Origin of the sequence: Fretibacterium fastidiosum, assembly GCF_000210715.1 — a bacterium.
Lineage (GTDB): Bacteria > Synergistota > Synergistia > Synergistales > Aminobacteriaceae > Fretibacterium > Fretibacterium fastidiosum.
Map to the genome: position 1 here is coordinate 309,797 of NC_021038.1, position 13,463 is coordinate 323,259.

A 13,463-nucleotide genomic window follows, 5' to 3' on the forward strand; every position below is an offset into this window, starting at 1 on the left:
TACTACAAAGAGAACGGGATCCTGCGATAACAATGGCGTTGTTTACCTCAGAGGGGCCTGAGGATCCCCCTTCGCCCCTCAGGGTGCCCTTCATCGACAAAATCAGGACGAACGCGGCGTTCGCGCTCTGCGTCGCCATGTCCCTGTTCCACCTCTACACCGCAGGGATCGACCTCCTCCAGACGCCCGTCCAGCGTGCGGTCCACGTCGGGTTCGTCCTGGTCCTGGTCTTTCTGCTGCACCCGCTGAGGAGATGGCGCTGGATCGATGCGCTCCTGGTCCTCTGCTCCATCGCCGGGACGGGGTACATCGCCCTCTTCTCCGACGCCATCGCCCTGCGGGGCGGCAAGGTCCTGCCGTACGAGCTCGTCCTGGGAACCCTCACCCTGATCGCCGTCCTGGAGGCGGGACGGCGCGTCCTGGGGCGGACGCTGCCCCTGTTGGGCCTGGCCTTTTTGCTCTACTGCCGTTACGGGCGCTACGCCCCGTCGATCTTCATGCATCGGGGCTACTCCCTGGAGCGAATCGTCCAGCACCTATACCTGACGACGGAGGGCGTCTTCGGCGTGGCGGTCGGGGTCTCCTCCACGTTCATCTTCCTGTTCATCCTGTTCGGCGCCTTCCTGTCCGGCAGCGGAGGGGCCCGGTTCTTCAACAACCTGGCCCTCTCGCTGACGGGAAGGAGCCCGGGCGGCCCCGCCAAGGTGGCCATCGTCGCCTCGGGACTGCTGGGGACGATCAACGGCTCCTCCATCGCCAACGTAGCCACCACCGGAGCCTTCACCATTCCCTTGATGAAGAAGGCCGGCTACACGCCCGAGGAGGCCGGTGCCATCGAGGCCTGCGCCTCCACGGGGGGACAGCTCATGCCCCCGATCATGGGGGCCGGCGCCTTCGTGATGAGCGAGTTTCTGAACGTCCCCTACGCCCGAATCCTGTCGGCTGCGATCGTCCCCGCCCTGCTCTATTATGCGGGCCTCTTCCTGAACGTCCACCTCAGGGCCCGCAGGGCCGGCCTGAAGGGGTTGGGCGGGGATGCCCCCGGAGTCCGGGAGGTCCTGAGGGACGACGGGCACCTCCTGCTGCCGCTCCTCCTGATCGTCGTCATGCTGATGCGCGCCTACACGCCGCTCAAGGCGGCGTTCTGGGGCATCCTCGTGATGGTCGGCGTCGCCGGGCTGAGACGTCACACCCGCATGGGGCCGCGGCTCGTCGTCAAGGCCCTTGCGGACGGGGCGCGGGGCGCGGTCGGAACGGGCATCGCCTGCGCCGTCGTCGGGTTCGTCGTCGGGGGAAGCTCCTTGACTGCCCTGGGCCCGACGCTCTCCGACAACATCCTGGACCTTGCCGGCGGAGCCCTGCTGCCCACCCTCTTTCTGGCCATGGGGGCCTGCCTTCTCCTCGGCATGGGGCTCCCCACGACGGCCAACTACATCGTGACCAGCACGGTGGTCGTTCCCGCCCTCGTCAAGATGGGCGTGCCGCCCCTCTCCGCCCACATGTTCGTCTTCTACTTCGGAATCATGGCGGACATCAGCCCTCCGGTCTGCCTGGCCTCCTTCACGGCGGCGGGGATAGCCGGAGCGAACGCGGCCGGCACGGGAATCCGTGCGCTGCTCTTCGCGCTCACCTCCTTCCTGCTCCCCTACCTCTTCATCTACAACCCAGCGATTCTCATGGAGGGGGGCTCTCCGCTCTCCGTCCTGGAGGTCTCGGTGGGAGCGGCCGTCGGCATCGTCGCCTTTGCCGCGGCCCTGCAGGGGTGGTGGGGGGTGCGCCTGAGCGTTCCCCTGCGCATCGTGGCCCTCGCTGCGGGGGCGTTGTGCTTCGTCCCATATACCCCTTTACGGCTTGCCGGAATCCTGGCGTCGTTGGGGCTTGGCAGTGCGGCCCGCTGGGGCGGGAGTTTTTTCGTCAAAGAAAGTGGGGTGCGTAAATGAAGGTTCTCGTCGTATCCGGTTTCCTTGGCGCGGTGGTAATTTGAAGTCGAACTAAGAACTTGTTTCGTGAATAACTCAATCCGGCAGGCGTTCGAGTGTTACTCGGGGGGGCCAGCCGGATTTTGATTCCCAATCCACGGGCAAGGTTTTTAACGTGCGGCGGAGACAGGGCCTGCGATCGACCAGGGCCCCCGGTTTGCCCGGAATGGCGCCGGCCTCCCGGTCTCCGATGTAGAGCCTCTGCTCGACTTCTTTCGATTGAAGTTCGATGGAAGCAGCCTGACCGATATGCTCCGACCGATGTGAAGACCCGGTGTACTTTCCCGCTCTGTTGCTATAGAATGATGACAGCCCATACCCTCCCGGCAGAATGTTTAGAGGAAGGGGCGGACTCCGGGTGGTCGTCTTCCTCGCTCTTTGCGCTCGTAAAAATTCACCTGCCGCGAATGGCTGCCATCTTGATGAAGCTCCTGAGCGACCCGGCACAACTCACTGCGCTCGTTGGCCGTCTCTCAATAGGGGCCTTTTTTCTTCGTTCATCCCCCTGTTGTCGCCTTTTAGATGGTGAATCCAGGTGTCTGCTCGATCAATCCAGGAACGGAGGTCTTGAAGGAAATGGCAAAGATGAGCGACTATGCGGGCGCCAGCCCCCGCGAGGTGCGGCGGATGATCCGTGAAGGCAAGTGGGATCGGCCCACCTCCGGTATGTGTGCCGGACACGTACAGGCTAACCTGGTGGTGCTGCCCAGGGACCTTGCCTACGATTTTCTGGTCTTCGCCCAGAGAAACCCAAAGCCCTGTCCCATCCTGGACGTGACGGAGCCCGGAGAGACGGAGCCGCGCCTCATTGCGCCGGGGGCGAACATCGCCACGGACATCCCGCGCTACCGCGTGTGGGAGAAGGGGAAGTGCGTGGACGAACCCACGGACGTGACGAAGTACTGGAAGAGGGACCTGGTGGGCTTCCTGGTGGGGTGCTCCTTCTCCTTTGAGGGGGCGCTGCTCCAGGCGGGGATCGGCGTTCGCCACATTGAGTGCGACTGCAACGTCCCCATGTACATCACGAACCTCCAGTGCCGCCCGGCGGGGCAGTTGAAGGGCCCCATGGTGGTCTCCATGCGCCCCATCCCCCACGCTCAGGTCCCCAAGGCCGTGCTCTGCACGGGACGCTTCCCCTCCGTCCACGGCGCTCCCATCCACATCGGTGACCCCGCAGCCATCGGCATTGCCGACGTTACGAAGCCGGATTTCGGCGACGCAGTGGATATCCGCAGGGGGGAGACCCCCGTTTTCTGGGCCTGCGGCGTGACGCCCCAGGCGGCCATCATGGCGGCCTGTCCGGAGTTTGCCATCACCCATTCACCGGGGCACATGTTCATCGCCGACCCCATGGATAGCGACTACGCCGTGTTCTAGGAGAGCGGGACGGCTCCGGTCGTTTGCGCATACCCTATATTTAGGAGGTCAGCATATGGAACAGAAGAGCAAGAAGGGGACGATGCAGGTCCTGTTGGGCGCAGCTTTCCTCATGGCCACCTCGGCCATCGGGCCGGGATTCCTCACTCAGACGACGGTGTTCACCCAGCAGCTTCTGGCCGCGGCAGGCTTCGCCATCCTCGCCACCATCGTCGTGACGGCCATCGTACAGCTCAACATCTGGCGCATCCTCTGCGTCTCCGGCCTCCGGGCCCAGGACGTGGCCAACAGGGTCCTGCCGGGGCTGGGCTACTTCCTGGCCTTTGCGGTGGCCCTGGGCGGGCTCGCCTTCAATGTGGGCAACGTGGGCGGCGCAGCCCTGGGCCTCAACACGGTGCTGGGCCTTCCGCTGCATTACGGCGCAGTGATCAGCGCGGCCATCGCCATCTTCATCTACCTGAACAAGGACCTGGGCAAGGCCATGGACTACTTCACTCAGTTCCTGGGCGTCCTGATGATCGCCCTGATGTGCTACGTGGCCGTGAAGGCCGCGCCGCCCCTTGACGTGGTGGTCAAGGAGACCCTTGCCCCCGGCACGATCGACTGGATGGTGATCCTGACCCTCATCGGCGGCACGGTGGGCGGGTACATTTCCTTCTCAGGCGCGCACCGCCTGCTGGATGCCGGCATCAGAGACGTGAAGGACGCCACCAGGGCGGCGGTCAATGGGATCCTCGTCACCTCGGTCATGCGCGTCCTGCTTTTCCTCGCGGTCCTAGGCGTGGTGTACGTTGTGGCTGGAGAGGATGCCGTCGCGCTGGACAAGAACAACCCGGCGGCGGATGCGTTCTTCAGAGGCGCCGGCGAGATCGGGCGGCGGATGTTTGGCGTCGTCTTGTGGGCGGCTGGCGTCACCTCCGTCATCGGCGCCTCCTACACCTCCGTCTCCTTCCTTCGGACGCTCTTCAAGGTCATTGACCGGAACTACCGCTGGTGGATGATCGGCTTCATCTGCGTCTCCACGGCCGTCAACGTCCTGGTGGCCAGGCCCGTGGCGCTTCTTATTCTGGCCGGGACCATCAACGGCCTCATCCTGCCTCTGGCCCTGGGCTCCATCCTGCTGGGCGCATACAAGAAGGAAGTTGTGGGCCCCTACCGCCACTCCATCCTCCTCACCCTCACCGGCTGGGCTGTGGTGGCCTTCACGCTGTGGATGGGCGTCCAGGCGCTCCCCAACATCATGAAGATCTTCAACAGCTAATTGATGCATGGGGAAGGGCGCGTTTCCGACCCTCCCCCATGTGTGACCTCATCTGGAGGTGACTGACATGGACGCAAAGATTCTTCCGGCGGGGGAGACGTGTCTGTTCGTGGACTTCGGCGAGAAGATCGACATGGAGATCAACAGGCACGTCCAGGCCATCAAGCGGGCGCTGCTGGATCGTCCCTTCAAGGGGATGAAGGAGCTTGTGCCCACCTATCGCTCCCTTTCCGTGTACTTTGACCCGCTTACCGTGGACCTGCCGGCGCTGAAGAAGCGCCTGGAGCAGGAGCTTGAGGGCGCCGGCCCCGCGGACTCGGCCAGCACCACGGAGGTGTGCGTTCCCGTGTTCTTCGGCGGCGAGTTCGGTCCGGACCTGGGCGAGGTGGCAGCGCACACAGGCCTCAGCGAGGACGAGGTGGTGCGGCGCTACAGCGAGTCGCCCCTCTATTGTTTCATGAACGGCTTCACCCCTGGCTTCCCCTACCTGGGGGGCATGGACCCTTCGCTGGAGACACCACGGCTCAAGACGCCTCGGGAGCTCATTCCGGCCAACAGCGTGGCCATTGGAGGCGCCCAGGCCGGAGCCTACTCCATCGCGAGCCCCGGTGGCTGGCGTATCATCGGTCGCGTGCCCTACGACCTTTACGACGCCGGTCGTGAACCCGCCGTGGCCATCCAGGCTGGAATGTGGGTCCATTTCTATCCGGTGACCATGGAGCGCTATCGGGAGATTGAGGCGGAGGCCAAAAGCGGCACCTACAGAATTGAGTACCGTGAGAAGGGGGCGGCGAGATGAGGCTTGTGATTCAGAAACCGGGGACGCTGACCACCGTGCAGGACCTCGGCCGCTGGGGACACCAGGCGCTTGGAATGCCCGTCAGTGGCGCCATGGATGCGCCTGCTCTGGCCCGAGGCAACCTGCTGCTGGGAAACCCGGCGGGGGCTGCGGCCCTTGAGGTCACCCTGATGGGGCCTACGGTCCTCTTTGAGGAGGGCGAGGGGGCTGTCGCCATCACGGGCGGAGACCTTTCTCCCAGGCTGAATGGCGTGCCTGTTCCCAACTGGACGATCGTGGCGGTCCGGGAGGGCGACGTCCTGTCCTTCGGCGGCATGACCGGCAAGGGGTGCCGTGCCTACCTCTGCGTGGCCGGCGGGATTGACGTCCCCCTGGTGATGGGGAGCCGCAGCACCTACATGAAGGCCGGCACCGGAGGCTTCGAGGGACGTAAGCTGGCGGCGGGGGACGCGCTGCCGGTGGGGGAGCCCTGGGTCCTGTGGCGTTACACGGCGGGAGTCGGCTGTCCGGAGGACCTGCGCCCCGACTACGCGCCAAAGGCCCCGCTGCGGACGGTCCTGGGGCCGCAGGATTCCTACGTCAAACCCGATGGCGTCAAGACCTTCTTCGAGGCGGAGTACAAGGTGGCCGCCTCGGCGGACCGCATGGGGTATCGCATGGAGGGGGACGCCGTCATCGAGCACGTGAAGGGCCCGGACATCGTTTCGGACGGCATTCCCATGGGGGCGGTGCAGATCCCCGGGCAGGGCCTCCCCATCGTGATGATGGCGGACCGCCAGACCACGGGGGGGTACGTCAAGATTGGCGTGGTCCACGCCTTTGACGTGGCCCGCCTGAGCCAGCGCGTCCCCGGCGCAGCGGTGCGCTTCACGCAGATATCTCAGGAGGAGGGCATCGAGATATCCAGGCGGGAGGCGGCGGCGCTGAAGGCGCTTCAAGAGCACGTGACTGCGGCTGCGGGCGCCTCGGCGAAGGCGTTCCGTGGGCTGGGGAGGAGGGCGTCCGGGGCCATGAAGGTGCGGGTGGACGGGGTGGAACACACCGTCACCTGGGAGAGACTTTCCTGAGTAGAGGAGTGATGACCTGATGCCTTACAAGGTGGATTTGAACAGCGACCTGGGCGAGAGCTTTGGCGCCTGGAAGATGGGCATGGACGAGGACGTGCTGACCTTCGTCTCATCCGCCAACGTGGCCTGCGGGTTCCACGCGGGCGACCCGCTGGTGATGAAGAACACGGTGGCTGCGGCCAGGGCTGCCGGCGTGGCCGTGGGGGCCCACCCAGGTTACCCGGACGTGGTGGGCTTTGGCCGACGCGGCATGGTCTGCTCGGCGGACGAGCTGTACACGGACGTGCTGTATCAGGTGGGGGCCCTGAAGGCCTTTTGTGAGGCCGGTGGGCTGAAGCTCCAGCACGTGAAGCCCCACGGCGCCATGTACAACAGCGCGGCCAAGAAGCTGGAAGAGGCCATGGCCATCGCCCAGGCCGTGAAGGACGCTGGGGACGGCATCATCCTCATGGGGCTGGCGGGGTCCAAATTCGACGAGGCGGCGGAGAAGCTGGGCATCCCCTACGCGGCGGAGGCCTTCGCGGACCGGGGCTACATGAACGACGGCTCCCTGGTGCCGCGCAGGATGGAGGGGGCCTTCGTCAAGGACGTGGAGGTCGCGGCCAGGCGCGTAATCCGCATGGTGAAGGAGGGGGTGGTGGAGGCCGTCGACGGAACGGTGGTCAGGCTGAAACCCCAGTCCATCTGCCTGCATGGCGACTCCCCAACGGCCGTGCAGATGGCGCGGACGCTCCGCGCCCGCCTGGAGGAGGCTGGCATCGAGATCGCCCCCCTGAAGTAGGGATGCGGGGAGTGGGCGGTATAATTAAGGAAACACGACTTTTTAGGAGGGACTCTTTTATGATCACAATCAACGCTATGGGGAAGGCCTGTCCGGAGCCGGTCATTATGACGAAGGCGGCGCTGGAGAAGGGAGCGACGGAGCTGGAGGTCCTGGTGGACAACGCCGTCGCCGCCTCGAACGTCACCCGACTTCTGGAGGGGCAGGGGTTCCAGGTGGAGCGTCGGGAGAATGCTGGCGAGTTCAGGCTGACCGGCCGGAGAGATGGTGCGGCCGCTGCCACAGCCCCCGCTTCGGCTTCCTGCCCGCAGAGCGGTGCCCGCCTCGCCGTCCTGGTCACGGGCAAGACCCTGGGGCGCGAGGACAAGGAGCTGGGCGAGGTCCTGATCAAGGGCTTTATGGGCACGCTCTCGAAGCTGGGCACGCCGCCCGCGGTGCTGGCCCTCATGAACGAGGGGGTCAAACTGGCCCTGCCTGAGGCCTCCACCTGCGATCACCTGAAGGACCTGGAAAAGGCGGGCACGCGGGTCCTGGTGTGCGGGACCTGCACGAACCACTTCGGGATCACCGAGCAAGTCGGCGTGGGGACGGTCTCCAACATGTTCGAGATCCTTGAGGCCGTTACGGGCGCGGACAGGATCCTGAGCGTCTAGCGAACGCCGACCGAAGGGCGCGCGTCGAGGCGCCGGCTCTCGCGCCCCTCGGGAAAGCTCTGCTGCGTGGGCGAGGGGGCCGCACCGGTTCCCGATGCGGCTCTCCAGTGGCCCCGCGCCAGCTCCTGGCCATTCTCAATTCCAAGAATTTCTGTTATACTGCTCCATAAGGGCGGAGTTGCTCCGCTGAAACGATACCTTATTCCTTCCATACGAAAACGGGGAGAGGGGCGAACGGGACATGACTGCGACATTCACGTGACGCGACGCAATGCCTTGCACGGGTTGCATCCTGAACGACCTGTCCGGTTCTTCGTTCGCCTGGAACGCGCGTCCCCGACGTTCTCGGAATTTTTAACCTGCTGATCTGAACGACCTACTGGCAGAGGACGGTTCGGGCCGAACGGCCTGAACGTCGTCGTGCCTGTTGCGTGCTCTGGGCCCTACATCTTCGGCGGAGGAGGGGATATCCTCCTCCTTTTCGTCGTGCGCGTCGGGCGGACGTTCCCCCTGTTTTGCGGGGGAGCGTTGGCGGCGCCTTGTTCAGGAGGTTCGGAACGGGCTGCGGGAAGCCGGTGGGGCCGGGTCCCCTGCGGGTTCCCGTGGTGGATGCGTTTTGATTGCTGGAGGGGGGACGGGTTTTTGAAGCTGTCGGTGCGCGATCTTTCTTTGGGATATGGAGGACGCCGGGTGGTCGATCGGCTGAGTTTCGAGGCCTCTTCCGGTGAGTTCGTCAGCCTGTTGGGCCCCAGTGGGTGTGGCAAGACCACAGTGCTCAACGCCCTTGCAGGGTTTATTGCCCCTCAGGGCGGCGAGATCGCCTTCGACGACCGGCCTGTCGCCCACTTGAAGCCCCAGGAGCGCAACATCGGGATGGTGTTTCAGAACTACGCCCTCTATCCGCACATGACGGCTTATGACAACATCGCCTTTCCTCTCAGGGCCAGGGGAGAGGGCCGGGCGGCCAGGGATTCCAAAATCCGCGACGTGGCGGCCCTGACCCGCATCGAGGACGTCCTGGACAAAAAGCCGGCGGAGATGTCGGGCGGCCAGCAGCAGCGGGTGGCGATCTCGCGCGCCCTGGTGAAGCAGCCTGCCCTGCTCTTGATGGACGAGCCTCTGTCGAACCTCGACGCGGGGCTCCGGATAGAGATGCGGGAGGAGATACTCAGGATTCAATCCAGGACCGGGATCACCACGATCTTCGTGACCCACGACCAGGAGGAAGCCCTGAGCCTCTCCAGCCGCGTCATCCTTCTGTGCGACGGGAGGGTCCAGCAGATCGGGTCCCCCGAGGCGCTCTACAGGTCCCCGGAGAACTTCTTCACGGCCTCGTTCTTTGGCAACCCTCCCGTCAACGTCCTCGATGGCGTGGGAATGGGAGGGGCTCTGGCGCTCTTCGACGGAGCCCTGCGGGTTGCCTGTCCGGTGGGGGCCGGCCTTGCGGTGAAGGCGGTGGTGCGCTGCGAGGGGTTGAGCCTGGCCTCTCGAGCGGACGCGCATTTTCAAGCTCGGGTTGTGGGGCGGGAGCTCCTGGGCCGGGACTGGTTGGTGCGAGTCGTCGCCTGGGATCGGCCTCTGCGCCTCCTGACGTCCGGAGAGGCCCTGCCTGAGGTGGGGTCGTGGGCGCCGCTGCGCTTCAATGAGAACGCGCTCCACGTCTTCGACGCTGAATCCGGGCTGAGGGTCGATGCGCTGCCGGCCCCCTCCGTGGAGAAGGCTGCACGATGAAGCGTTTTGCCGCAGGGATGCTCTGGCTCTTGCCCCTTCTGATCCTGTTGGGGCTCTTTACGGTCTGGCCTGCGCTTCGCACGGTCGATATGAGCTTTTACACCCGCTACAACTACTTTCGCGACCTGGTCTTCGAGCGGGGCCTGGACAACTACGCCTATCTTTGGAACGACCCGGAATTCTGGCGGTCGCTGGACAACACGTTCTTCTACACGGCCTGGACCCTGCCTCTCTCCGTCGGAATCGGACTGGCACTTGCCCTTGCGCTGAACGCCATCGGGCCGTTCAAAAGGCTGTTTCAGACGATCTACTTCCTGCCCTTCGTCACCTCTACGGTGGCGATCGCGCTGGTGTGGAACTGGATATTCCACCTCGACCACGGCCTTTTGAACGCCATGCTGCAGGGGGTCGGCCTCGACCCGATCCCCTGGCTTCGGGACCCCCGGTGGGCGCGCGTCTCCCTGGTGATCTTGGGGGTCTGGAAGAGCGCCGGGTATAACGTCCTGATCTTCCTGACGGGGCTGCAGACCATCGACGCCCAGTACAACCGTTCGGCTGCCGTGGACGGCGCGGGGTTTTGGAGGCGGACCTTCTTCATCACCCTGCCCCTCCTGTCGCCCACGCTGTTCTTCGTCTGCGTGATCAGCGCCATCAACTGCTTCAAGGTCTTCGACCTCCCCTTCATCCTCTTCAGGAGCACTCCGGGACCCTCCAACTGCGGCATGACGCTGGTCTACTACATCTATGAGAAGTTCTATAACCAACATCACTACGGCATCGCCTCGGCGGCGGTCCTGCTGTTGTTCGGCTTCATCACGCTGTTCAACCTGATTCAGTTCAGGCTTGCCCGCCGGGTAATCCATTACGGGAGGGGAAAGTAGATTGAGACGATCGGCGCTCTACCTCCTGCTGCTTCTGGGGTGCGGGACCACGCTGCTCCCGTTCCTGTGGATGATCTCCACGTCCCTGAAGTCCGGGGCGGAGGCGTTTGCCATTCCCATGACGTTCGTTCCCGCGGCCCCTCGGTGGGGCAACTACGCGGAGGTGGCGCGCGAGATTCCCCTTGTCCGCTACGTCGTCAACAGCGTCATCGTGACGGTCTGCGTGACGGTTGGAACCCTCCTGACCACGATCATGGGAGCTTTCGCCTTCTCCCGCCTCCGCTTCAGGGGGCGCGACCTCCTCTTTGCCCTCTGCGTCGGAACGATGATCGTTCCGGAGGAAGCCCTCCTCATCGCCAACTACGTCACCCTCTCCCGCATGGGGCTGGTCAACAGCTACACGGCGTTGATCCTGCCCTGGACCGTCAGCGCGTTTTCCGTTTTTTTGCTGCGTCAGTACTTCCTCACGATCCCCGAATCGCTCTACAACGCGGCCCGTGCAGATGGGTGCTCGGACCTCCGCTTCCTGTTCCAGATCATGGTCCCCGCCGCGAAGCCTGCCTTGGTGACGATCGGGCTTCTGCGCGTCATCAACAGCTGGAACGAATTTTTGTGGCCCTTGATCGTGACCCACCGCCCGGAGATGCGCACCCTTCCCGTGGCGCTCTCCGTGTTCACCAACGAGGCGGGGATTCGCTACCACCTCCTGATGGCTACGGCGACGATCATCATCCTGCCCGTGATTGCCCTGTACCTCCTGTTGCAGAAACACCTCGTTCGGACCCTGTCCGGGGCCGGACTGAAGGGCTAAGTCCATTGGAAACAGCGCTATCCATACGATTGGTTGATATTAAAATACTATGTTGGGAGGTTTTGTCATGTTTCATGCACGCGCGCTCTTGAGGGGAATTCTCGGTTCCGTGCTGGCCGGATTGCTTGTTGCCTCTGCCCTTCCCGCCTCTGCGGAGGCCAGGAAGCTCCAGTTCTGGCACGTCATGACCGGTGCCAACGCAGAAGCGCTCGAGGAGATCGTGAATCGTTTCAATCAGGCGAACGAGGACTGCGCCGTGGAGTTGGTCTATCAGGGGCATTACCGTGATCTGTTCGCCAAGCTGGAGGGCGCAGCCAAGGCGGGGAGCCTTCCTCATTTGGCCATGATCTACAACAACCGCCTGATCTCCTACGTGAAGAACGGGTTCGTGGACCCGATGGAACCGATGCTCTTCGATGCCGGAAACGGCTTCTCAGAGGAGGCCTGGGCGGACATTCCGGCGTTTCTCCGCGACGGGAGCGTCTGGGATGGCAAGCACTACGCCCTGCCCTTCAACAAGGAGGGCTTCCTGCTCTTCTACAACAAGAAGATGTTGGCGGACAAGGGCATTACCCCGCCAGCGACGTGGGAGGAGCTGAGCGCAGCCGCCGAGGCGCTGACCGGGAAGGTGGGGGACAAGGACGTCGTTGGGCTGGCCCTGAACAACTCCGTGGCCATCGACGGCAGTTTCTGGGTTGAACAGGCCGGCGGTCACATCTACGACGAGGCGGCGGACCGGATCACCTTCAACGAGGAGCCGGGCGTCAAGGCGTATGAATTCCTGGTTTCCATGATCCGAAAGGGGCACGCCAAGATCATACGCGAGGAAAAATACATGTTCGGCCCCTTCGGTCGAGGCGAGGCCGCCATGGGCATCACCTACATGTCGCAGCTCCCGAACATCATCGAGCTCTGCGCCGCAAACGGCGTCGAGTTCGGTTCCGTCGAGCTGCCGAAGGGTGTGCGCAAGGCCTGCATGTTTACGGGGACGAACGTGGCGATCTTCAACACCGTGCCGGAGATCGAGCGGCGTGACGCCTTCCGCTTCCTCAGGTTCTTCCTCACGCCGGAGATTCAGAGCCTCTGGGGGACCCGTTCGGGCTGCCTGCCGCTGAGCTGGAAGGTCCTCAACAGCAGGGAGTTCCACGAGTTCGCGGAGAAGGAAAACCCTGCGAAGCTGGCGATCCTGCCCTCGTTCAAGTACGGGTTCAGCGACCCGAAAATCCTGAACGGCTACGCGATTCACGACAACATGTCGAAGGCTCTGGACGCCATTCTCCTCGAGAACGTCCCCGTGAAGGAGGCATTGGACAAGGCGGCGGATCAGGCCTGGAAGGAGATCCAGGAGAGCCGCAAGAGCTTCAACTAGCCGGGTGGGGTCTGTGGCCGGGGACCGGTGGAACGGGCCCTTGAAATCTAGGCGAAGGGAGGGAGAAGAACCGTGAAGAGGGGCAGAACCATGGTGCTGCTGGCGCACTGCATCCTGAACCCCAACGCCAAAATCGCCGGCGCCGCCCAGACTCGGGGGGCGATCCCCGGAGTTCTCGAGGGGCTCTTGCAGGATGGCGTTGGCATCGTGCAGTTGCCCTGTCCGGAACAGACCTTCGGGGGTTGCCGCCGATGGGGCATGACGCGGGAACAGTACGACGTTCCCTGTTACCGCAAGCACTGCCGTTCCCTTTTGGAGGATGTCGTGGACCAGATGGAGGACTATCTGCGCAACGGCTATGAGGTCCTGGGGATCGTTGGCGTTGACGGCAGCCCCTCCTGCGGCGTCGATCGGACCTGCGCCGGATATAAGGGCGGGGAGATCGCCTCGATGCCTTCGCTGCCGAGTTTTTCCTGCGTCGATGGGAGGGGGGTATTCATGGAGTGCCTGACGTCGATGCTGCAGAGCCGGGGGCTTTCCATTCCAGCGGTCGGGATCGACGAGGGGATTCAGGAGGCGCTGTCCTGGAAAGAGCTCCTGAAGGGGCTGCGCGGCGGCTCTGCGAGGCCATGCGGCAGCTGAGAGCTTGGCGACCCCGTCTCTCCCCCGTCCCCATGCAGATCAACGCTCTTCAGCCCCGTCGTCCTCTGGCCGGAGTCATTCGGTGTGTCGTGGAAAGTGCCTAATACCAATT

At 63.9% G+C, this 13,463-nt stretch carries 12 protein-coding genes; all 12 read left to right on the forward strand.

What is annotated here, in order from left to right; genetic code table 11:
• Positions 1 to 32 precede the first annotated feature (32 nt).
• The 12 genes from SY1_RS01385 to SY1_RS01440 all read left to right on the forward strand — a co-directional run bounded on the left by SY1_RS01385 (position 33) and on the right by SY1_RS01440 (position 13,351).
• Entirely contained in the window at positions 33 to 1,940 is a 1,908-nt protein-coding gene (locus SY1_RS01385; RefSeq protein WP_015555939.1) for a TRAP transporter permease, read from the forward strand.
• Positions 1,941 to 2,555: 615 nt separating this feature from the next.
• Entirely contained in the window at positions 2,556 to 3,356 is an 801-nt protein-coding gene (locus SY1_RS01390; protein WP_015555940.1) for a putative hydro-lyase, read from the forward strand.
• 55 nt (positions 3,357 to 3,411) lie between these two features.
• Positions 3,412 to 4,617 (forward strand): NRAMP family divalent metal transporter, encoded by a 1,206-nt coding sequence (locus SY1_RS01395; protein WP_015555941.1) that lies wholly within the window; start codon positions 3,412 to 3,414, stop codon positions 4,615 to 4,617.
• A 67-nt stretch (positions 4,618 to 4,684) separates the two neighbouring features.
• A complete protein-coding gene (gene pxpB / locus SY1_RS01400; protein ID WP_015555942.1) occupies positions 4,685 to 5,416 on the forward strand; it encodes a 5-oxoprolinase subunit PxpB in 732 nt (243 codons plus the stop codon).
• Positions 5,413 to 6,483 (forward strand): 5-oxoprolinase subunit C family protein, encoded by a 1,071-nt coding sequence (locus tag SY1_RS01405; RefSeq protein ID WP_015555943.1) that lies wholly within the window; start codon positions 5,413 to 5,415, stop codon positions 6,481 to 6,483. The genes pxpB and SY1_RS01405 overlap by 4 nt, the downstream gene beginning before the upstream one ends.
• A gap of 19 nt (positions 6,484 to 6,502) precedes the next feature.
• Positions 6,503 to 7,264: a LamB/YcsF family protein gene (locus SY1_RS01410; RefSeq protein WP_015555944.1), complete on the forward strand. Its 762-nt coding sequence runs from the start codon at positions 6,503 to 6,505 to the stop codon at positions 7,262 to 7,264.
• 59 nt (positions 7,265 to 7,323) lie between these two features.
• The gene (gene yedF, locus SY1_RS01415; RefSeq protein ID WP_015555945.1) at positions 7,324 to 7,917 is read left to right on the forward strand and encodes a sulfurtransferase-like selenium metabolism protein YedF; all 594 of its coding nucleotides are present in this window, start codon (positions 7,324 to 7,326) and stop codon (positions 7,915 to 7,917) included.
• A 690-nt stretch (positions 7,918 to 8,607) separates the two neighbouring features.
• Entirely contained in the window at positions 8,608 to 9,648 is a 1,041-nt protein-coding gene (locus SY1_RS01420; RefSeq protein ID WP_243440549.1) for an ABC transporter ATP-binding protein, read from the forward strand.
• Complete coding sequence (locus SY1_RS01425; protein ID WP_015555946.1) at positions 9,645 to 10,529, forward strand: carbohydrate ABC transporter permease; 885 nt, start codon at positions 9,645 to 9,647, stop codon at positions 10,527 to 10,529. The genes SY1_RS01420 and SY1_RS01425 overlap by 4 nt, the downstream gene beginning before the upstream one ends.
• Before the next feature lies 1 nt (position 10,530).
• Complete coding sequence (locus SY1_RS01430) at positions 10,531 to 11,340, forward strand: carbohydrate ABC transporter permease (protein WP_208872540.1); 810 nt, start codon at positions 10,531 to 10,533, stop codon at positions 11,338 to 11,340.
• A 67-nt stretch (positions 11,341 to 11,407) separates the two neighbouring features.
• Positions 11,408 to 12,709 (forward strand): ABC transporter substrate-binding protein, encoded by a 1,302-nt coding sequence (locus SY1_RS01435; RefSeq protein ID WP_015555947.1) that lies wholly within the window; start codon positions 11,408 to 11,410, stop codon positions 12,707 to 12,709.
• 72 nt (positions 12,710 to 12,781) lie between these two features.
• Positions 12,782 to 13,351, forward strand: a complete 570-nt coding sequence (locus SY1_RS01440) for a CD3072 family TudS-related putative desulfidase (RefSeq protein WP_243440550.1) — start codon at positions 12,782 to 12,784, stop codon at positions 13,349 to 13,351.
• Positions 13,352 to 13,463 lie beyond the last annotated feature (112 nt).